Below are 20,655 nucleotides of genomic sequence, written 5' to 3' on the forward strand. Positions count from 1 at the left end.
GCGGGCGCGCCCGTGCCGCCGCCCACCCAGGCGGCCGCGCCCGCCACCCCGCCGCCCGGCTTCGGCCCGCCGCCCCAGGCCGCGTACGGCTATCCGCAGCCCCAGCCGTACCAGCAGACGGGCCCGATGCCCATGCCCGCACCTCCAGCCGCGCCCAAGAAGAAGACCGGCCGCAATGTCACCCTCGCGGTGCTGGCCGTCCTCGTCATCGCCGGATTCGCCGGAGCCGGGTCCTATCTCGCCCTCTCCGGCGGCGACAAGGGGGACAAGACCTCTGCCCAGGGCCAGGGCACGCCGTCCGGCGGGCAGTCCTCCTCCCCGCCGCAGCAGGAGACCGCCGCACCCGGTCCGGCCGCGGACGGCCAGGGCGACCCCGCCGACCCCGCCGACTCCTCCGATCCCGCCGCGCCGCCCGCCGAGCCCGTCGCCGATCCGAAGCCCGCGACGTACGACGGCCTCAACGTCGTCGACGAGTACCACCTCACCCTCGACGACGACCCGATCAAGCCGATCGGCGACAACTCCAACGCCGACGTCGGCTACGACTGGAGCCTCGGCCGGATCGAGGTCGCGAACGCCCGGCTGATCCTGTTGCGCAACGGCCAGACCGGAGACCTCGACACCTGCCGGAACGAGACGCGGTACGCGACCCGGCTCAAGCTCAACGGACTGTCCAAGGGATCAAGGTTCTGCGTGCTGACCAACTCCGGCCATGTCGGCGTGGTCACCTACCAGGGGAAGTCCCCCGACTCCGACCCCAGCCGCTACATCACCCTCGATGTGACCGTGTGGCGCAACGCGCTCAACCCGGTGGAACCCACGTCCTGAATTCCGTCCGCGGAGTGGCGCGCACCGCGCCCATGCCGTTAACTGGCCCGCGACCCCCGGTGACCGACCATCACCCGAGGGTCGCGGGCCGGTGTGTGCCGGGCACGACGATGTGCGAGGGGGAGGGCTGTTGTTGCGGAGCGTGGGGCAGACGCGGTTGGCAGGGAGCGGCGAGGACTCGAGAGCGACGGAGCTGCGCGCTGCCGTCTCCCGGCTCCGCCGTGAACTGGCAGGTCATCCGGTCGACTTCCCCGACCGGGGCATCGCGGAGGACGAACTGGCCGTGCTGGCCGCGATGGTGGCTGGCGGGCAGCCGGAGATCCCGCGCATGCGGCGGTCACTGCTTCTGATCGCGGGTGCGGTGGGGTCGGTGAGCGCGCTGGGGCCCGCGCTGATGCAGGTGCGCCAGGCGGTCGACCTGTTCGGCGAGGCGCCGCGGGGCCGCGGCTGAGTCACCGCGGCGGCGCTCGGCGGCTGACGGCCGCCGCCGGGCGGGCCCGAGCCCACGGCCGGGGCAGCCGGAGTCGTCCGGCGTGCGTTTGGGGTGTCGGGGCAGCCGGAGTCGTCCGGCGCACGCCCACGGCCGGACGGCCGGAGCCGTTCGGCGCATGGGCCGGCCAGGTCCGGCTCGACGTCGGCCGGCCCGGACTGACGCGTGGTCGGCCGGCCCGGGCCGGCGCGTGGTCGCCTCGGGGCTTGCGCTGCGCGCTCCGACAGCCCCGGATGCCGTCAGCCGTGTGCGGAGGCCTCCTCCGGGAGCGGCTCGGGGCGTTGCACGGGCGCGCCGCCCGCCGTGCCCAGCCGGGGCAGCCGCCGGTCGAGCCAGCGCGGCAGCCACCAGTTCGCGCGGCCCAGCAGCGCCATCGCCGCGGGTACGGCCACCATCCGCACCACCGTCGCGTCAAGCACGATGGCCGTCGCCAGTCCCAGGCCCATCATCTTCACCAGCGGTGAGGGATGGACGACAAAGCTGAGGAACACCACCGTCATGATCAGCGCAGCCGAGGTGATCACCCGGCCCGTGCCCGCGATGCCGCGGGCCACCGACTCGGCGTTGTCTCCGGTGGCCTCGTACTCCTCGCGGACGCGTGAGAGCAGGAACACCTCGTAGTCCATGGACAGGCCGAAGAGCACGGCGAAGAAAATGGCCGGCAGCGGGGACGCGATCGGCAGCGTCTGCTCCAGTCCGAACAGGCCCTGGAGCCAGCCCCACTGGAAGACGGCCACCACCACCCCGTACGCCCCGCCGATGGACAGCAGATTCATCACGACGGCCTTCAGCGGCACCACGACGGAGCGGAAGACCAGGGTCAGCAGCAGAAACGACATGACCAGGATCGCCGCGATGAAGACGGGCAGCGTGTCGGTGAGCTGCGTCGTCAGATCGACGGTCATCGCGGTCAGGCCCGACACCGCGACATTCGCGGGCGCCAGACCGCGAACCCGTTCGAGGGTGCGGGACGTCTCCGAGTCCGCGGCGGCTGTGGCCGGCACCGCCGGCAGCACTGCCGTGTCCCCGGCAGGCGACTCCTGCGCCGCCTTCACCTCCGCGATGCCGGGGTCGGCGGCGATCCGCTCGGACAGCGCGGGGATGCCCGAGGCGTCCACGCCGGGGCTGTGCAGATCGACGACGATCAGGAGCGGGGAGTTCACGCCGGGGCCGAAGCCCTCCGCCAGCAGATCGTGGGCGCGGCGGTGCGTCGTGCTCACCGAGTCGTCTCCGGCGTCCGGGAAGCCCGTCTGCATCTTCAGCGCCGGGGCGGCCAGCGCCAGCAGCGCCACGGCGGCGACGATCAGATACGGCCACGGCCGGCCCGCGACGCGGTGGGCGAACCGCTTCCACGCCGTGGCCTCGGGCTTGCCGGCCCGGCGGCGGCCCGTCAGCCGCCCGGCGTCCACGCGGTCGCCGAGCAGGGCCAGCAGCGCCGGCAGCAGGGTGAGCGAGGCGGCCACGGCGAACAGGACGACCAGCGAGGTGCTCAGGCCGATCGAGGTCAGAAAGCCCAGCCCGGTCAAGGCCAGGGCGGCCATCGCCACCACGACCGTGCCTCCGGCGAACACGACGGACGGGCCGGACGACGCCATGGCCTGCGACAGCGCGACGGCGTTGTCCCGGCCCGCGGCTCGGTTCTCCCGGTAGCGGGCCACGATGATCAGGGCGTAGTCGATGCCGACGCCGAGCCCGATCATCGCCCCGATCGTCGGCGCCGCGCTGGAGACGTCCATCGCCCCGGCCAGCAGCAGGATGCCGCCCAGCCCGGCGGCCACCGCCACCAGCGCCAGCACGACCGGGACCAGCGCGGCCACGACCGTGCCGAAGGCGACCGCAAGCACGGCCAGCGCGGCCAGCAGGCCGGCGGCCTCCGCGCCGGAGGTCTCCGTCTCGGCGTTGATGAACGCCGCGTCCCCGCCGAGCTCGGCCGTCACCCCCTCCGCCCGTGCCGGTTCCAGCGCGGCCGTGAGGGCGTCGAGCGGCTCGGGACCGAGCTCCGCCGACGGCGTGTCGAAGGCGATCTCGGCGTATCCGATGCGGCCGTCGGCCGACACCGCGCCCGCGGCGAACGGATCGGCCACCGCCGTGACGTGCTCCACACCGGCGATCTCGGCCACCGCGGCGTCGACTGCGGACCGGCTGTCCTCAAGCCGTCCGCCCTCCGGGACGGCGAACACCGCCTTGGCGCTGCCGCCCGCGGCCTCGGGGAAGCGTTCCTCAAGCAGCCGCATCGCCTTCTCGCTCTGGCTGCCGGGGGCGACGAGATCGTCGCTGAACGCGCCGCCAACGGTCCCCGCGAGCCCCAGGACGAGGGCCGCGGCCGTCAGCCACGCTCCGATGACGGTCCAGGGTCTGCGGGCGCTGGCGTCGCCGATGCGGCGGATGAAGCGATGCACGACGGGTGCTCCTTCGAGGGTGCGGACGAGAAAGCGGATCGAACGGCGGAGGGAACGGCCGAGAAGACGGCCGAGAAGACGGCCGACAAAGCGGTTCGAACGGCGGACGCCTGCCTGGCGGGCCGCCGCCGCTTGACTCTCCTCGCCTAGGCCCCGCAGGTCGCCCGCCCGCGGACGCAGCCGTTCACCCCTCTCGCGGCGGACGGCGCATCCCGGTCCGGGCCGCCGTCTCCCCCCGTGCGACGGAGACCCGCATCCGCCTCCGGGCTGATGACCGCCCCGCGGGGCTTGACCTATCGTGTGCGGATTGCTTCGGCGGCCCGCCCGGGACCACGGAACGTCCTGGCGTGGAGCGACGGTGAGAAGCGGAGCGACGGTGAGAAGGTGAGCACAACGGCGCTGGACAGCACGGCGTTGGACACCGCGGCGTGGCCGTCCCCGACGCCGCGGGGGACCGCCCCGAGGAGATACAGGGGGCCCTTCGCCCGCTGGCCCCGTGCCGCGGACGGGGTCCTCGCCGTCACGGTCTTCCTCACCACGCTGCTCGTGACGGAAGGCCCGGGAGACTCCCTGGTCATCCGGTCCTTCGGCGACCTCCCCCTGATCGCTCCGCTGGTCTTCGCCGCGGCCGCCGCCGCGCTGTACCGGCGCCGGAGCGCTCCGCTGGTCGCTCTCGGTGTGAACCTGGCGGGCTGGGTCGCACTGCTCGGAAGCGGTCACGCGGACCTCGGCTGGGGGACCGTCATCGCCCTGTACAGCACGGGCCGGTACGCCGACGACGACCGGTGGGCGCATGCCGGCGTGGCCGCGGCCCTCGTCGTGGTCGGCGTCGACGGTCTCTTCGAACCCGTGCCGTGGGCGGAGCAGGCCGTCGCGGGCGTCGTGGTCCTCTTCGGCGCGTGGTACGTGGGGCGACGGATGCGGCAGCGCGGGGAACGTGCCGCTCGGCTGCTCCAGGAGCAGGCCGCCGAAGCCCGCCGGATCGTCGCCGAGGAGCGGACCCGCATCGCACGCGAACTGCACGACGTGGTCGCCCACCGGGTGAGCATGATGACGGTGCAGGCGGGCGCCGCCAAGACCGTGGCGGCACAGGACCCCGAGAGCGCGCTCAAGGCGATGGCGGCGGTCGAGGAGGTGGGGCGGCAGGCGCTGGACGAGCTGCGCCATCTGCTCGGCGTCCTGCGGCCGGAGACCGGCCTGGACGCTCTCGGCCCCCAGCCGGGGCTCGCGGACCTCGACCGGCTGGTCGAGCAGATCCGCACGGCGGGCGTGGACGTCTCGCTGGCGGACGGCGCCCGGGAGGCGCAGACCGCGCTCTCGGGCCTTCCCGCGCGCGTGGACCTGTTCGCCTACCGCATCGTCCAGGAGGCGCTGACCAATGTGCTCAAGCACGCTGGCCCCGGCGCCCGCGCGGAGGTGCGGCTCGGCGTCGACCGCAAGGCGATCGTCATCGAGGTGCTGGACGACGGGCGCGGCACGGCCGTCACACAGGGCGCGGGCCCCGTCCAGGGAGACGGCCCGGGCCACGGGTTGGTCGGGATGCGGGAGCGGGCACTGCTGCTGGGCGGCTCCCTGGACGCCCGCCGACGCCCCGGCGGGGGCTTCCGGATCGTCGCCCGGCTTCCGTCGGGAGGTGAGCCGGCGTGACCATCAGCGTCGCCGTCGTCGACGACCAGGCACTGGTCCGCGGAGGCTTTGCGATGATCCTCCGGGTCCATCAGGACATCGAGGTGGTCGCCGAGGCCGGAACCGGCCTCGAAGCCGTCGAGGCGGCACGACGGCACCGGCCCGATGTGATCCTCATGGACATCCGGATGCCCGAGATGGACGGGCTGGAAGCCACCTCCCGCATCCTCGCCGAAGCGGACTGGGACGTTCGGGTGCTGATCCTGACCACGTTCGACCCGGACGAGTATGTCTACCGGGCGCTGCGCGCGGGAGCCAGCGCCTTTGTGCTCAAGGACATCCCTCCCGAGCAACTCGCCGACGCGGTCCGCACCGTGGCGGACGGCGGAGCCCTGCTGGCGCCGTCCATCACCCGGCGTCTCATTGGCAGGTTCAGCGAGCGCCCCGCCGTCAACGCGGCCATCGCCGCCCGGCTGGAGAGGCTCACCGAACGGGAGCGCGAAGTGGCGGCCGCTGTCGCGCGCGGGGCCAGCAACTCGGAGATCGCCGGAGACCTCCGCATCGGCGCGGCGACCGTCAAGTCGCATGTGTCGAGCATCCTGGTGAAGCTGGGGCTGCGCGACCGCACCCAGGTGGTGATCTTCGCCTACGAGAGCGGCCTCGTCGAGGCGGGCGTCCACGACATCGGCCACTGATGCCGGCCGCTGGCGCCGGCTGCTGACGTCGGCCGCAGACAGCGGACCGTGCGGCGACCGGCCTCCAGCCCGTGCGCCCCCGGCGTCCAGCCCGTGCGGCTCCCGGCACTCAGCGCGCCCGGGAGCCGCTCCTCAGCGGCGGATCAAGTGGCGGGCCGTCGCCGCCGCCACCGCCGCCGTGCGGGAGTCGACGCCCAGCTTCGCGTAGATATGCACCAGATGGGACTTGACCGTGGCCTGGCTCAGGAAGAGCCGCTTGCTGATCTGCAGATTCGACAGCCCGTCGCCGACCAGCTGAAGCACCTCCAGCTCCCGCTTCGTCAGCGCCGCCGCCGGGGCGCGCATACGGTGCATCAGACGGTGGGCGACCGCGGGCGCGAGGGCCGAGCCGCCGGACGAGGCCGTGCGGACCGCCGCGGCGAGTTCCTCGGGCGGGGCGTCCTTCAGCAGATACCCCGCCGCGCCCGCCTCCACCGCGGCCAGGATGTCGGCGTCGGAGTCGTATGTGGTCAGCACGAGGACCCGCGGACCGTCCGGCAGGGCGCTGATCTGCGCCGTCGCCTCCGAGCCGTGCAGCAGCCCCGCCCCGAACTGAAGGTCCATCAGCACCACGTCGACACCGCCCCCGGCAGACCGCAGTACGGCCTCCTCCGCGGTCGCCGCCTCCGCGACCACCGCGAAGTCCGGCTCGGTGTCCAGGACGGCCCGCAGCCCCGCCCGTACGACGGGGTGGTCGTCGGCGAGCAGCAGCCGGACCGTCGGCGGCGCGCTCATACGGCGGCCGCCCGCGTGGGCAGCGGCAGGGTGAGCGCGACGGCCGTGCCCTCGCCCGGGGCCGACTCCACGCTCAGGGTGCCGCCAAGCGTCCGCGCCCGGGACCGCATCCCCGGCAGGCCGAAGCCCTCGCCCCCGGCGACCGCCGCGGGGTCAAAGCCGCGGCCGTCGTCGACCACGTCCAGCGAGACGGAGGCGTCCATGAAGCTGAGGGTGATCTCGGCGCGTCCGGCCTGTGCGTGGCGTACCGCGTTGGCCAGCGCCGACTGGGCCGTGCGGAGCAGGGCTGCCTCGTAGGCGGTCGGCAGCTCCACCGGTGTGCCGCTCACCGAGAACCGCACGGCGGGCGGCCCCGGCGACTTCGCGCACAGCCGCTCCAGCGCGCCCGTCAGCGAGCCGTTCGCCAGGTCCGGCGGGGTCAGGGCGCGGACGAAGCGGCGGGCCTCGGCGAGATTGTCCTGCGCGGCCCGCCGTGCCTGCCGGACGTGCACCGCGGCGGCCGGGCCGTCCCCGGGCAGCGCCCGCTCGGCGGCCCGCAGCAGCAGCTGAATGGACGACAGCCCCTGCGCGAGGGTGTCATGGATCTCCCGAGCCAGCCGCTCCCGCTCCGCGAGCGTCCCCGCCGCGCGCTCGGCGGTCCGTTCCGCGTCGGCCAACTCGGCGCGCGTCGAGACCAGCTCCTCGATCAGCTGGCGACGCTGCTCGCTCTCCCGGTAGAGCGCCTGGTAGCCCAGGACGGTCGCGACCGCCACGGCCGCCCCGAGCAGCGGCCCGAGGAAGGCCCCCGGCGTCACCCGCTGCGCATGCAGCACAAAGCTGCCGATGGCCGAGGCGGCGGTCACGGCCACCGTGGGCAGCCCCCAGCGCACCGGCAGCAGATGCAGCTGGAGGAAGTACAGCGGGAAGGCCGCCCACAGCGCGTCGGGGGAGAGAGCGAGCAGCACCAGCCACATCGCGCCGAGGGCCGCGAGCCAGAGCCCGGCCGCGCGCGCCGAGCGGTCCACGGCGGGGGAGCGGACGCCGTACCCGTACACGGCCGCCATCGCCGCCGTGGCGGCAACAACCAGGGGCGTCGCCCCGCGGACGGCCGTCAGCGCCAGCAGACCCAGCAGCAGGGCGTGCAGACACCAGCGGAGCGCACGCAGTACGGGAGTGAGGGGGCGGGAATCCATGGCCCGTCCAGCGTAAGCGGACCGTCCCCGCACCGGGTCAACCAAAAGGTTGATACGAGCGTGCACGCAGGCTCGATGCCCGGCGGGCCGGGGTGCGCGCACGCTGGTCGGCATGTTCGTCGCATGGAGAGATCTGCGGTTCGCCAAGGGGCGATTCGCGCTGATGGGCACGGTCGTCGTGCTGATGACCCTGCTGGTGGGGCTGGTGTCCGGGCTGACCGAAGGGCTCGCCCGGGAGAACGTCTCCGCCGTGGCCGGTCTGCCCGCCGACCGGCTCGCCTTCGCGGCCCCGCAGGATGGCCGGGCGGTGTCCTTCGCCGATTCGGCGGTGTCCCGTGAGCAGTGGGAGACCTGGGAGCGGCAGCCGGGCGTGAGCAGCGCGCAGCCGCTGGGCATCCGCACGCTGCGTGCCGCTGCCGGGGACCGTACGGCGTCGGTGACGGCGTTCGCCGCCGCACCGGACTCCGGGCTCGCGCCGCGGGGCGTGGGCCCCGGCCGCGTCGTCCTCTCCGCGAAGGCCGCGAAGGAACTGGGCGCGGGAGTCGGCGACACCGTACGCCTGGGGGAGCGGGAGGCCGTGGTCGCGGCAGTGGCGGGCGAGGCCTCGTACAGCCACACCCCGGTCGTGTGGACCCCGCTCGACGGCGACGACGCCACGGTGATCGCCCTGCGGGCCGGGAGCGGCGCGGACCTGGCCGCGGGAGACGAGGCCGCCGGGACCACGACCCTCTCCGTGGACGACGCGCTGACCGCCATCGGCTCGTACCAGGCCGAGAACGGCTCGCTGCAGCTGATGCGGGGCTTCCTCTTCGTCATCTCCGCGCTGGTGACCGGCGCGTTCTTCACCGTGTGGACGATCCAGCGCAGCGGCGACGTCGCCGTGCTCAAGGCGCTCGGCGCGTCCACGCCCTATCTGCTGCGGGACGCCCTCGGGCAGGCCGTCGCCCTGCTGGCGGGCGGCACCCTCGCGGGCGCCGCACTCGCCGCCGGGGCCGGGGCGCTGATCGGCGGCACGGATGTGCCCTTCGTCCTCGACGCGGCGACGGTGCTGCTGCCCGCGGGGGTGCTGATCGCCCTCGGCGCGTGCGGCGCGGCGCTCGCCATCCGGCGGATCACCGCCGTCGACCCCCTCACCGCCCTCGGGAGCGCCCGATGACCCTGCTGATCGACGATGTGACCCTCACCTACCCCGACGGCGAAGGGCGGCTGACCGCCCTCGACGCGGTCGGCCTGCATGTCCCCGCCGGATCGCTCACCGCCGTCGTCGGCCCCTCCGGCTCCGGCAAGTCCAGCCTGCTGGCCGTCGCCGCGACGCTCGTGCGCCCCGACCGCGGCCGGGTGTCCGTCGCCGGCGTCGACGCCGGCGGCCTGGACCGCACGGCGCGGGCCGCGCTGCGGCGCGAGCGCATCGGCATCGTCTTCCAGCAGCCGAACCTGCTGCCGTCGCTGACCGCGGCGGAGCAGCTGGAGGTGATGGCCCATCTGACCGGCCGTATATCCCCCTCGGTACGACGCAGGGCCCGCGACCTCCTCGACGCCGTCGGCCTCGCGGCTCTGGCCCGCCGCCGCCCGCATGAACTGTCCGGCGGTCAGCGCCAGCGCGTGAACATTGCACGGGCCCTGATGAACGACCTCGCGGTGCTGCTCGTCGACGAACCCACCAGCGCGCTGGACCGGGAACGGGGCGCGGAGGTGATCGACCTGCTGCTGGCGCTGACGCGGGAGCGGGCGGTGGCGACGGTGGTCGTCACGCATGACGCGGGACATGCCGGGAGGGCGGACCGGGTGGCGACGATGCGGGACGGGCGGCTGGGGGCTCCGCCCCCGCACTCCCGTACGGCCTGACGGCCGTGTCCTCAAGCTCCCCCGGCTACCTCCCCCAGGCTCCGTCCGGGGGGACCCCACGGAGGTGCCCCCAGGCGGGGCTGGATTTTCCAGCCCCGCCTGGGGGTGCCGCCCAGCGGTAAGCCGGGGGAGATTGAGGCGCGAGGGCCGGAAACCAAGCCCCGCCGGCGATTGAGGCGCGGGGGTCCGGGGGCGGAGCCCCCGGGTCAGCCCTGGCTCCCCGTGCTGGCCAGCGCCGCGGAAAGATCGCGCGCGACCTCCTGGAGCACCGGGACGATCTTCTCCGTCGCCGCCTCCGTCACCCGGCCCGCCGGGCCCGAGATGGAGATCGCCGCGGCCGTGGGCGACTCGGGCACGGAGACGGCGAGGCAGCGGACGCCGATCTCCTGCTCGTTGTCGTCGACCGCGTAACCCGCCTGCCGGACCTGCTCCAGGGCGGCCAGGAAGCCCTCGGGCGTGGTGATGGTCTTCTCGGTGGCGGCGGGCATGCCCGTACGGGCCAGGAGCGCGCGGACCTCGTCGGGCGGGGTGTGGGCGAGGAGGGCCTTGCCGACGCCGGTGGAGTGGGGCAGCACACGCCGGCCCACCTCGGTGAACATGCGCATGGAGTGCTTGGACGGCACCTGCGCCACGTACACGATCTCGTCGCCGTCGAGGAGCGCCATGTTGGCTGTCTCGCCGGTCTCCTCGACGAGGCGGGCGAGATAGGGCCGCGCCCAGGTGCCCAGCAGGCGGGAGGCGGACTCGCCCAGGCGGATCAGCCGGGGGCCGAGGGCGTAGCGCCGGTTGGGCTGCTGGCGGACGTATCCGCACGCGACGAGCGTGCGCATGAGACGGTGGATGGTGGGCAGCGGCAGCCCGCTCGCCGCGGACAGCTCGCTCAGTCCGACCTCGCCGCCCGCGTCGGCCATTCTCTCAAGCAGGTCGAAGGCGCGTTCCAGGGACTGCACGCCGCCGCTGTTGGCGGTCTTGGCGGCGTCGGTGGTGCTGGCGCTGGACGTCGGCACGGGCGGTCCTTTCGGGCAGGCAGGGCGAGGCAGCAGCGTACCGGCCGGTCTTGCGCCCTCTCCTTGGCGGAAGCAACCTTCTGCTTAGTGGAATTGTACTTTCACTTTGTGGAAGCGCACAAGGGTCGTCCCGGTACGCCCGGTGACCCTTGACTGAAGCAGTCCCGTGGATGAAGACTCCTTCAACAGTTCGTTGAATTTCGGGAGGAGTACGGGTGGACGTCAATCTGGTGCTGCGCTCGACGCGCGTCATCACCCCGGAAGGCATGCGGCCGGCCTCGGTGGCCGTCGCCGGCGAGACGATCGCCGCGGTCCTCCCGTACGACGCGGAGCCGCCCGCCGGAGCGAGCGTCGAGGACGTCGGCGACCACGTCCTGCTGCCCGGTCTCGTCGACACCCACGTCCATGTGAACGACCCCGGCCGCACCGAGTGGGAAGGCTTCTACACCGCCACCCGCGCCGCGGCCGCCGGCGGCATCACCACCCTGCTGGACATGCCGCTGAACTCCCTCCCGCCGACCACGACCGTCGGCCATCTGCGCACCAAGCAGGAGGTCGCCCGCCCCAAGGCGCATATCGACACCGGCTTCTGGGGCGGCGCCATCGGCTCCAACCTCAAGGATCTGCGGCCGCTGCACGACGCGGGCGTCTTCGGCTTCAAATGCTTCCTGTCGCCCTCCGGAGTCGAGGAGTTCCCGGAACTCGACCAGGAGCAGCTCGCCCGCGCCATGGCCGAGATCGCCGGCTTCGGCGGACTGCTCATCGTGCACGCCGAGGACCCGCACCATCTCGCCGCCGCCCCCCAGAAGGCCGGCCCCCAGTACGCGGACTTCCTCGCCTCGCGCCCCCGCGACGCCGAGAACACGGCCATCGAGAGCCTCATCGGCCACGCCCGGCGGCTCGGCGCGCGCGTCCATGTGCTGCATCTGTCCTCCTCCGACGCCCTGCCGATGATCGCGGCCGCCCGCCGGGAGGGGGTGCGGATCACGGTGGAGACCTGCCCGCACTTCCTCACCCTCACCGCCGAGGAGGTCCCCGACGGGGCGACGGAGTTCAAGTGCTGCCCGCCCATCCGCGAGCGGGAGAACCAGGACGCGCTGTGGCAGGGCCTGGCCGACGGCGTAATCGACTGCATCGTCTCCGACCACTCCCCGTGCACCACCGACCTCAAGACCCCCGACTTCGCGTCCGCCTGGGGCGGCATCTCCTCCCTCCAGCTGGGGCTGCCGGCGATCTGGACCGAGGCCCGCAAGCGCGGCCACAGCCTTGAGGACGTCGTCCGCTGGATGGCGGCGGCCCCCGCCGCGCTCGCGGGACTCAGCCGGAAGGGCGTCATCGAAGCCGGCCGGGACGCCGACTTCGCGGTCCTCGCGCCCGACGAGACCTTCACCGTCGACCCGGCCGAACTCCACCACCGCAACCAGGTCACGGCCTACGCGGGCAAGACCCTGCACGGAGTCGTCACCGCGACGTGGCTGCGCGGCCGACGCATCGTGGAGAACGGCACCCTGGCCGCGCCGAGCGGCCGGCTGCTCGAAAGGAACAACTGAAACCGTGTCCATACCCTCCTTCACCGGCGACGCCAGTCCCTACGGCGGCGGCGACCCGTACGCGGACTACCGCACGGCCGAGTTCCCCTTCACCCACCTCGCCGACCTCGCCGACCGGCGGCTCGGCGCCGGTGTGATCGCCGCCAATGACGAGTTCTTCGCCGAGCGGGAGAACCTCCTCAAGCCCGAGCCCGCGGAGTTCGACCCGGAGCACTTCGGCCACAAGGGCAAGATCATGGACGGCTGGGAGACCCGCCGCCGCCGCGGCGTCTCCGCGGAGCGGCCGCACCCCGCCGAGGGCGACCACGACTGGGCGCTCGTACGGCTCGGCGCGCCCGGCGTCATCCGCGGCGTCGTCGTCGACACGGCCCACTTCCGCGGCAACTATCCGCAGGCGGTCTCCATCGAGGCCACGTCCGTCCCCGGAACCCCCTCGCCCGAGCAGCTCCTCGGCGACGGCGTCAAGTGGACGACCCTCGTCCCCCGCACCGCCATCGGCGGCCACGCCGCCAACGGCTTCGCCGTCGACGCCGAGCAGCGCTTCACCCATCTGCGCGTCAACCAGCACCCCGACGGCGGCATCGCCCGGCTCCGCGTGTACGGCGAAGTCGCCCCCGACCCCGCCTGGCTGAAGGCCCTCGGCACCTTCGACCTCGCGGCCCTGGAGAACGGCGGGCAGGTCGAGGACGCCTCCGACCGCTTCTACTCCCCGGCGACCAACACCATCCAGCCCGGCCGCTCCCGCAAGATGGACGACGGCTGGGAGACCCGCCGCCGCCGGGACAAGGGCAACGACTGGATCCGCTACCGGCTCGCCGAGCAGTCCGAGATCCGCGCCATCGAGATCGACACCGCCTGCCTCAAGGGCAACAGCGCGGGCTGGGCGGCGCTGTCCGTACGGGACGGCGGGGAAGGCGAGGCGGGCGAGTGGACCGAGGTACTGCCCCGCACCCGGCTCCAGCCGGACACCAACCACCGCTTCGTGCTGGACACCCCGGCCGTCGGCCGCCAGGTCCGCATCGACATCTACCCGGACGGCGGGTTCTCCCGGCTGCGGCTGTACGGCTCGCTGACCGAGCAGGGCGCGAACCGGCTGGCCGCCCGCCACCAGGAGCTCGGCGGCTGAGCGAGCACGACGATCAAGACCCGGGCGGCGGCGACACCGCCCGGGCCCCCGCTGTGGTCGCGGGGGCCGGGCCTTTCGCGCGAACGAAAAGGCCCCAAGACGCGGGGCGCACCGGCTGACAGCACCGGCGCGCCCCGCGCGCCGCGCCCGCCCGCCGATGAGTCCGGGGCGACAGTGGAGTCGACACTGCACCGACTGCCACTCCACACAAGGGAGCCCCGCCATGGCGCAGCTCACATTCATTCAGTTCCTCACGCTCGACGGCGTCTACCAGGGGCCCGGCGGCCCCGACGAAGACCGCAGCGGAGGCTTCGAACACGGCGGCTGGCTCGTCCCCTTCGCCGACGACGACATGGGCCGCTTTGTGAACGAGGTCTTCGACCGCGCCGGGGCCTTCCTCCTCGGCCGCAGGACGTACGACATCTTCGCCTCCTACTGGCCCCGGGTGACCGACGAAGACGACCCCATCGCCTCCCGCCTCAACCACCTGCCCAAATACGTGGTCTCCCGCACGCTGCGGCACGCCGACTGGGAGGGCTCTGCGATCGTCAGCGGCGACGACGACGCCGTGGCGGCAGAGGTGGCCCGGCTCAAGGAGGAGCAGCCGGAAGGCGAGCTCCAGATCCACGGCAGCGCCACACTGGCGCGGTCGCTGCTGGCCCGCGACCTGATCGACGTGTGCCACCTGCTCGTCTATCCGGTCGCGGTGGGCCAGGGGCAGCGGCTCTTCCAGGACCTGCCGCTGCCGACCGCCTTCGAGCTGACCGACCACCGCACGACGGCCGCCGGGGTCGCCATTCACACCTACCGGCCCGCGGGGCGTGCGACGTTCGGCACGATCGGCGCCTGAATCCCGTGATTCCCGGGCCTTGAGCCGGGGCGCTGACTCCCGGGCTCAGAACCCGCCGCCCCTTCCGGCGCGGTCCGCGACCATCAGCATCCCGAAGCCCACCACGGCGTAGACCGCGTACGCGAAGAGCTCCTTGCCGTCCAGGAAGCCGAACGTCTCCACCGCGTACCGGGTGAACCCGAGGAAGGGAAACCAGCCCGTCAGCTCGCGGATCACTCCGCAACCGCCCACCACGAGCAGCGCCGTCCCGGCGAACTCCAGAATCTTCTTCATGGGGCGATGGTGGACGCGGTGCGCACGGCCCCGCTTCGGCCGTCGGAACACGGTCCAGGGCCGAAGGTACGCCGAGAGCCCGACGAAAGTCCGCACTGTCCGCGACTCAAGCAGCGCGTCTCTCTCCGCTGCCCCGGCCCCGGCCCCTGCCTGCGTAGATTTATCGATATGACTCGCGCCACCCCCGCCCCTGGCGTCTCCCGTGCGGAGTATCCCTGGCTGCTCCCCTCCGCTCTGAGCGACCCCGAGCTGCCCGGCGACCGGGGCGGCCGGGAGCGGCCGCGGCGGACCGTACGCGACTGGATCGTCGACACCTGCGCCTTCGTGTTCGCCGCCTTCATCGGACTGGTCGCCCTGGAGTCGGTCCTGGAAGCCGACAACGCCGAGATCGTGATCTTCCTGGATCTGATCGCCGGGCTCGCCGCCTGTCTGGCGGTCTGGCTGCGGCGCAGGTGGCCCATGGGGCTGGCCGTGACGCTGGTGGTGGTGGGCACGCTGGCCCCGGCCGCGGGCGGCGCGATGCTGGTGGCCCTGTTCAGCGTCGCGGTGCACCGGCCGTTCAAGCCGGTCGCCGCCGTGGCGGCCCTGGCGGTCGCCGCCAGCGTCGTCCAGCCGTTCGTACGCCCCGACCCCACGCTGTCCCTCTGGGGCTCGATCGTGCTGGGCGCCGTGTTCGTGCTGCTCGCCATCGGCTGGGGCATGCTCGTACGCGCCCGCCGACAGCTGGTGATCGCCCTGCGGGAACGGGCCATGCGCGCGGAGAGCGAGGCGGAGCTGCGCGCCGAGCGAGCCCAGCGGCTGGCCCGTGAGGCCATCGCACGCGAGATGCACGATGTGCTCGCCCACCGGCTCACCCTGCTCAGCGTGCACGCCGGCGCGCTGGAGTTCCGGCCGGACGCGAAGCCCGCGGAGATCGCCCGCGCGGCGGGAGTGATCCGGGACAGCGCGCATGAGGCCCTGCAGGATCTGCGCGAGATCATCGGCGTGCTCCGCACCCCCGGAGAGGCGGCCGCGGGCGGCGGCGTCGCCGAACGCCCGCAGCCCACCCTGGCGACCCTGGACTCGCTGATCGCCGAGTCACGGGAGGCCGGGATGAAGGTCACCCTCGACAACCGCGTCCCGGACCCCTCCGCCGTGCCCGCGGCCACCGGACGCACCGTCTACCGCATCGCCCAGGAGGCGCTGACCAATGCGCGCAAGCACGCTCCGGGAACGGAGGTCACCGTCCGCGTCGCCGGCGAGCGCGGACAGGGGCTCACCGTCGAGGTGGTCAACCCGGCCCCCGCCGGCGACGTCGAGGCCGTGCCCGGCTCAGGACAGGGGCTGATCGGACTGACCGAGCGCGCCGCCCTCGCGGGCGGCCGTCTCGACCATGGACCGGACCCGGACGGCGGGTTCCGCGTCCACGCCTGGCTACCGTGGCCCCCATGACCGCACAGACCACCCCTCCCATCCGGCTTCTCGTCGTCGACGACGACCCCCTCGTACGGGCCGGGCTCTCCCTGATGCTCGGCGGCGCCGACGGCATCGAGATCGTGGGGGAGGGGGCGGACGGCGCGGAGGTCCCCGCGCTCGTCGAGGAACGGTCCCCCGACGTGGTCCTCATGGACATCCGGATGCCGACCGTGGACGGCCTGACCGCCACCGAGGAACTGCGCCGCCTGCCGAAGGCCCCCGAAGTCGTGGTCCTCACCACCTTCCACGCCGACCGACAGGTGCTCCGGGCGCTGCGCGCCGGGGCCGCCGGCTTCGTCCTCAAGGACACGCCGCCCGGGCAGATCGTCGAAGCGGTGCGCAGAGTCGCGGCGGGGGAGCCGGTGCTCTCCCCGGCCGTCACCCGGCAGTTGATGGCGCATGTCGCCGACAGCGCGGGCGACGAGCGCGCCCTGCGCGCACGGGCGCGGCTGGACGCGCTCGCCGAACGTGAACACGAGGTGGCCGTCGCCGTCGGCCACGGCCGCTCCAATGCGGAGATCGCCGCGGAGCTCTATATGAGCGTCCCCACCGTCAAGGCCCATGTCTCCCGCATCCTCGCCAAGCTCGAGCTCAACAATCGGGTGCAGATCGCGCTGCTGGTGCATGACGCGGGGCTGCTCGACGAGGACGAGCCGAGGCCGTAACTGGGGGCTCCGCCCCCAGACCCTCTCCGGGGGGAGGGGCTGCGGGGCTGCCGCCCCACGCCCCCTGACGGGCGGCAGCTTCGCGCCGCCGCCCCTTGTACGGCCTGAAGGCCGTGCCCTCAAACTCCCCCGGCTACCTCACCCGGACGGAGTCTGGGGGTACCCCCACGGAGGTGCCCCAGGGGTGCCCCCACGGAGGCGCCCCCAGAAGGTGCCCCCAACGGGCTTGATTTGGCTGCGCCAAATCCCAGCCTTGTCGGCGTTTGCGGCGCGGGGGCCAGAACCATCCAGCCGCGCCGGCGTTTGAGGCGCAAGGGTCTGCACGCTCAGCCCCGCCTGGGGGCACCTCCGCGGGGGTCCCCCCGGACGGAGTCTGGGGGAGGTAGCTGGGGGAGTTTGAGGCGGGAGGGCCCGCACAATCCAGCCCCGCCGGCGTTTGAGGAGCGGGGGTTCGGGGGCGGAGCCCCAGTAAAGCGGGGTCTGGGGCGGAGCCCCAGTTTCGGGAAGGGGCGGGGAGGGGAAGAGGCCCGCCGCAAGGCGAAAGGTGCCCGATGCACACAAGGAGGCCCCCATGCCCGTCCACGACACCCCCACCGTCGACCTCGCCGCGCTCGGCGAGAACTTCACCCGCAACCCCTATCCCGTCTACGCCGCCTTACGCGCACAAGGCCCCGTCCACCGCATCCAGATGCCCGAAGGCCGCCCCGCCTGGCTGATCGTCGGCTACGAGGCCGGGCGCGCCGCGCTCGCCGATCCGCGATTGGCCAAGGACTTCCGCCAGGCCGCCCCGGACCTGGCGGTCCGGCGGATCGCCGCCGGGGTGACGATGCTCAGCGCGGACCCGCCGCTGCACACCCGGCTGCGCACGCTGGTGGCCCGGGAATTCACCCCGCGGCGCGTGGAGCGGCTCGCGCCCCGCGTGCAGGAGATCGCCGACGGCCTGCTCGACGCGATGGCCCCGGCGGGCCGGGCCGATCTGGTGGACGCCTTCGCGTTCCCGCTTCCCATCGCCGTGATCTGTGAGCTGCTGGGCGTGCCCTTCCTGGACCGCGACTCCTTCCGCGCCTGGTCCAACACGGCGCTGTCCGGGACCGACCCCCAGGACCGCGTCGACGCCTCGGCGGCGATGAAGGGGTATCTGGTCCGCCTCGTCGCGGACAAGCGGCGGCGGCCGGGCGACGACCTGATGAGCGCCCTGATCCATGCCGCGGACGAGGACGGTGACCGGCTCAGCGAAGACGAACTGCTGGGCATGGCCTGGCTGCTGCTGGTCGCCGGACACGAGACCACGGTCAACCTCATCTCCAACGGCGTGCTCGCGCTCCTGACCCACCCCGCGCAACTGGACGCGCTGCGAGCCGACTTCTCGCTGCTCGACGGGGCCGTGGAGGAGATGCTGCGCTATGACGGGCCGCTGGAGACGCCCACGTACCGCTTCACGACCGACGCGTATCTGGTCGGCGACACGGTGATCCCGGGCGGCGGCGAACTGGTCCTGGTCGCGCTCGGCGACGCCGACCGCGATCCGGCGCGCTTCGCGGACCCGGACCGCTTCGACATCCGGCGCGAGAGCCGGGGGCATCTGGCCTTCGGCCACGGCATCCACTACTGCCTGGGTGCGCCGCTGGCCAGACTGGAGGCCCGGATCGCGCTCCGCTCCCTGCTCGAACGCTTTCCGGGCCTCCGCCTGGACGCCGATCCCGAGGCCCTGACCTGGCGCCCCGGCATGCTCATCCGCGGCCCGCTGAGCCTTCCGGTCGCCTGGTGACCGACCCGCCCGCCCCTTCGGGCCAACGGCCCGCATCGCCGCCCCGGCATCGGGACCCACTGCGAGCTGCTCCAGCACCCCTGCCGCGGGGGCCTCGGCCGACACGGCGCTCCCTCCGATCGCCCCCGCGGGTTTCCCGACCCGACCGCGCCCGCGACCACCTGGGCGGCCCGGGCCACGGGGCTGTGACGAGTTTCCCCGGCGGTATGCCGCCGGGCCTCGCTGCCCTGGCCGCCGGGCCGCGGCCCGCTCTGGGCCCCTGTCGTCGCGCCGTCCGCCCGGCCGCGACTGCCCGGCCCGCCCCGGGCCACAGGGCTGTGGCGAGGCCCCCGGCCCCCCGGCCGCCCGGACCCGCCGCCGCAGGCGGCAGCGCGCCGCTACCGGGACTAATCGCAGTGCTCCCCCGTTTACGGGGGAGCACTGCGATTCTGAGAGCTGCTCTGACAGATCGCAGATCAGAGCGGGCGATTTTGCTGCTCGATGTACTGACGGACGATCGACAGCGGAGCCCCGCCGACCGATCCGGCGAAGTAGGAGCCGGACCACAGCCGTTGCGCCCGCCAGTAGTGCCGGACCAGTTCCGGGTATTCCTGGCGGAGCCTGCGGGAGCTGACGCCCTTGAGGCTGTTGACCAGCTTGGAGACAGCGACCTTGGGCGGGAAGTTCACGAGCAGGTGAACGTGGTTGTTCTCGCCGTTGAACTCCACCAGTTCGCATTCGAAGTCGGCGCAGACGGCCCGCATGATCTCCTCCATGCGCGTCAGGTGTGCGTCGTTGAACACCTTGTGCCGGTACTTCGTCACGAAGACCAAGTGCGCGTGCATGGCGAACGCACAGTGTCTCCCTGTCCTGATGTTCTGATAATCAGTCATAAACCAACTGTAGTATGGTGATCGTCGTGCAGCTCAGGTACGCCTTCCGGATGTACCCGAACAGTCCCCAGCGCTCGGCGCTGGCCAGGGCGTTCGGGTGCGCCAGGGTGGTCTACAACGACGCGCTTCGCGCTCGTGAGACCGCCCGCACCGCCGGCGAAGCGTTCCCGAAGACCGGCGATCTGTCCTAGCTGCTGATCACCGAGGCGAAGAAGACCGAGGAGCGGGCCTGGCTCGGGGAGGTATCCGCCGTCGTCCTGCAACAGTCCCTCCGAGACCTCGACACTGCCTATCGGAATTTCTTCGACGGGTTGAAGGGCAAGCGCCCGCGCATGGGAGCGCCCCGGCTCAAGAGCCGCAAGGACAATCGGCAGGCCGTACGGTTCACCGCCAACGCCCGCTGGAAGATCACCACCGGCGGTGACCTGTCGCTGCCGAAGATCGGCGATGTGCGGGTGAAGTGGTCCCGACCCCTGCCCTCCACACCGTCCACGGTGACCGTGATCAAGGACGCGGCCGGAAGGTACTTCTGTTCCTTCGTCATCGAGACCGAGGCGGACGAGACGCTGCCCGAGATGGCCGCCCAGGTCGGCATCGACCTGGGCCTGTCTCACTTCGCGATCCTGTCGGACGGCACGAAGATCGACAGTCCGCGTTTCCTGCGCCGGGCTCAGAAACGCCTCAAGCGCGCACAACAAGCCCTCAACCGCAAGGCCAAGGGCAGCAACAACCGAGGAAAGGCCCGGCTCAAGGTCGCCCGCGCTCACGTGAAGGTGGCCGACGCACGGCGCGAGTTCCACCACCAGCTCTCAACGAAGATCATCCGTGAGAACCAAGCGGTTGCCGTTGAGGACCTGGCGGTCAAGGGACTCGCCCGTACACGCCTGGCCAAGTTTATCCACGACGCCGGATGGTCGGCGTTCATCGGGATGCTGGAATACAAGGCCGCCCGGTACGGGCGCACCATCGTCAAGATCGGCCGGTTCGAGCCGACGTCTCAGGTGTGCTCGCAGTGCGGCGTCGAGGACGGCCCCAAGCCCCTCCACGTCCGCGTGTGGGAGTGCGGAGCCTGCGGGGCCATCCTCGATCGAGACATCAACGCGGCGGTTAACGTCGCCAAGGCGGCCGGACTGGCCGTGTCAGCCTGCGGAGCGCGGGTAAGACCGGGACTCGTCCCGGCGCAGCGCGGTGAAACAGGAACCCACCGAGACGGTCAGCCGACCGTGGCAGGAATCCCCCGGCTTTAGCCGGGGGAGCGGA

Annotated in this window: 17 protein-coding genes and 2 pseudogenes; 13 read left to right on the forward strand and 6 right to left on the reverse strand. The window is 72.9% G+C overall.

The annotated features are described in order from the left end of the window. Together OF819_RS06165 and OF819_RS06170 are read left to right on the forward strand one after the other, a co-directional pair. Positions 1 to 828 (forward strand): annotated as a pseudogene (locus tag OF819_RS06165) (serine/threonine protein kinase); the annotation flags it as partial. Between the two features lie 142 nt (positions 829 to 970). Then, positions 971 to 1,279: a DUF5955 family protein gene (locus OF819_RS06170; protein ID WP_267242335.1), complete on the forward strand. Its 309-nt coding sequence runs from the start codon at positions 971 to 973 to the stop codon at positions 1,277 to 1,279. A 278-nt stretch (positions 1,280 to 1,557) separates the two neighbouring features. On the opposite strand, the gene OF819_RS06175 is transcribed toward OF819_RS06170, so the two are convergent. Continuing rightward, the gene (locus tag OF819_RS06175) at positions 1,558 to 3,717 is read right to left on the reverse strand and encodes an MMPL family transporter (RefSeq protein ID WP_267242336.1); all 2,160 of its coding nucleotides are present in this window, start codon (positions 3,715 to 3,717) and stop codon (positions 1,558 to 1,560) included. A gap of 384 nt (positions 3,718 to 4,101) precedes the next feature. Between OF819_RS06175 and OF819_RS06180 the strand changes: the two genes are divergently transcribed. Beyond that, on the forward strand, positions 4,102 to 5,364 hold the full coding sequence (locus OF819_RS06180) for a sensor histidine kinase (RefSeq protein ID WP_267242337.1): 1,263 nt from the start codon (positions 4,102 to 4,104) through the stop codon (positions 5,362 to 5,364). Next, positions 5,361 to 6,038: a response regulator transcription factor gene (locus tag OF819_RS06185; protein WP_267242338.1), complete on the forward strand. Its 678-nt coding sequence runs from the start codon at positions 5,361 to 5,363 to the stop codon at positions 6,036 to 6,038. The genes OF819_RS06180 and OF819_RS06185 overlap by 4 nt, the downstream gene beginning before the upstream one ends. A 132-nt stretch (positions 6,039 to 6,170) precedes the next feature. On the opposite strand, the gene OF819_RS06190 is transcribed toward OF819_RS06185, so the two are convergent. Continuing rightward, positions 6,171 to 6,812, reverse strand: coding sequence for a response regulator transcription factor (locus OF819_RS06190; RefSeq protein WP_267242339.1), 642 nt, complete (start codon positions 6,810 to 6,812; stop codon positions 6,171 to 6,173). Beyond that, a complete protein-coding gene (locus tag OF819_RS06195; protein ID WP_267242340.1) occupies positions 6,809 to 7,984 on the reverse strand; it encodes a sensor histidine kinase in 1,176 nt (391 codons plus the stop codon). Before OF819_RS06195 ends, OF819_RS06190 begins: the two co-directional genes overlap by 4 nt. A gap of 112 nt (positions 7,985 to 8,096) precedes the next feature. Between OF819_RS06195 and OF819_RS06200 the strand changes: the two genes are divergently transcribed. Both OF819_RS06200 and OF819_RS06205 read left to right on the forward strand, forming a co-directional pair. Continuing rightward, a complete protein-coding gene (locus OF819_RS06200; RefSeq protein WP_267242341.1) occupies positions 8,097 to 9,140 on the forward strand; it encodes an ABC transporter permease in 1,044 nt (347 codons plus the stop codon). Continuing rightward, positions 9,137 to 9,829: an ABC transporter ATP-binding protein gene (locus tag OF819_RS06205; RefSeq protein WP_267242342.1), complete on the forward strand. Its 693-nt coding sequence runs from the start codon at positions 9,137 to 9,139 to the stop codon at positions 9,827 to 9,829. Before OF819_RS06200 ends, OF819_RS06205 begins: the two co-directional genes overlap by 4 nt. A gap of 206 nt (positions 9,830 to 10,035) precedes the next feature. On the opposite strand, the gene OF819_RS06210 is transcribed toward OF819_RS06205, so the two are convergent. Next, positions 10,036 to 10,836, reverse strand: a complete 801-nt coding sequence (locus tag OF819_RS06210; RefSeq protein WP_267242343.1) for an IclR family transcriptional regulator — start codon at positions 10,834 to 10,836, stop codon at positions 10,036 to 10,038. 266 nt (positions 10,837 to 11,102) lie between these two features. Between OF819_RS06210 and allB the strand changes: the two genes are divergently transcribed. The 3 genes from allB (at position 11,103) to OF819_RS06225 (ending at position 14,362) form a co-directional block, all read left to right on the forward strand. Further along, positions 11,103 to 12,386 carry an allantoinase AllB gene (gene allB / locus OF819_RS06215; RefSeq protein ID WP_267242552.1) on the forward strand — a complete coding sequence of 428 codons (1,284 nt, stop codon included), beginning with the start codon at positions 11,103 to 11,105 and terminating at the stop codon, positions 12,384 to 12,386. A 4-nt stretch (positions 12,387 to 12,390) separates the two neighbouring features. Next, positions 12,391 to 13,512: an allantoicase gene (gene alc, locus OF819_RS06220; RefSeq protein ID WP_267242344.1), complete on the forward strand. Its 1,122-nt coding sequence runs from the start codon at positions 12,391 to 12,393 to the stop codon at positions 13,510 to 13,512. A gap of 223 nt (positions 13,513 to 13,735) precedes the next feature. Beyond that, positions 13,736 to 14,362: a dihydrofolate reductase family protein gene (locus tag OF819_RS06225; RefSeq protein WP_267242345.1), complete on the forward strand. Its 627-nt coding sequence runs from the start codon at positions 13,736 to 13,738 to the stop codon at positions 14,360 to 14,362. Between the two features lie 45 nt (positions 14,363 to 14,407). Here the strand turns inward: OF819_RS06225 and OF819_RS06230 are convergent, their stop codons facing one another. Continuing rightward, on the reverse strand, positions 14,408 to 14,635 hold the full coding sequence (locus tag OF819_RS06230; protein ID WP_267242346.1) for a hypothetical protein: 228 nt from the start codon (positions 14,633 to 14,635) through the stop codon (positions 14,408 to 14,410). A gap of 168 nt (positions 14,636 to 14,803) precedes the next feature. On the opposite strand from OF819_RS06230, the gene OF819_RS06235 reads away from it, so the two are divergent. From OF819_RS06235 to OF819_RS06245, 3 genes are all read left to right on the forward strand, one after another. After that, positions 14,804 to 16,066, forward strand: coding sequence for a sensor histidine kinase (locus tag OF819_RS06235; protein WP_267242347.1), 1,263 nt, complete (start codon positions 14,804 to 14,806; stop codon positions 16,064 to 16,066). After that, positions 16,063 to 16,755 (forward strand): response regulator, encoded by a 693-nt coding sequence (locus OF819_RS06240; protein ID WP_267242348.1) that lies wholly within the window; start codon positions 16,063 to 16,065, stop codon positions 16,753 to 16,755. Before OF819_RS06235 ends, OF819_RS06240 begins: the two co-directional genes overlap by 4 nt. A 571-nt stretch (positions 16,756 to 17,326) precedes the next feature. Continuing rightward, a complete protein-coding gene (locus OF819_RS06245) occupies positions 17,327 to 18,523 on the forward strand; it encodes a cytochrome P450 family protein (protein ID WP_267242349.1) in 1,197 nt (398 codons plus the stop codon). Positions 18,524 to 18,978: 455 nt separating this feature from the next. On the opposite strand, the gene tnpA is transcribed toward OF819_RS06245, so the two are convergent. After that, complete coding sequence (tnpA, locus tag OF819_RS06250; protein ID WP_267242350.1) at positions 18,979 to 19,395, reverse strand: IS200/IS605 family transposase; 417 nt, start codon at positions 19,393 to 19,395, stop codon at positions 18,979 to 18,981. A gap of 26 nt (positions 19,396 to 19,421) precedes the next feature. Here tnpA and OF819_RS06255 point away from each other — a divergent pair. Further along, positions 19,422 to 20,642: pseudogene (locus OF819_RS06255) on the forward strand (RNA-guided endonuclease InsQ/TnpB family protein). The last annotated feature ends 13 nt before the right edge of the window (positions 20,643 to 20,655 follow it).

Source organism: Streptomyces sp. PR69 (assembly GCF_026420845.1).
Lineage (GTDB): Bacteria > Actinomycetota > Actinomycetes > Streptomycetales > Streptomycetaceae > Streptomyces.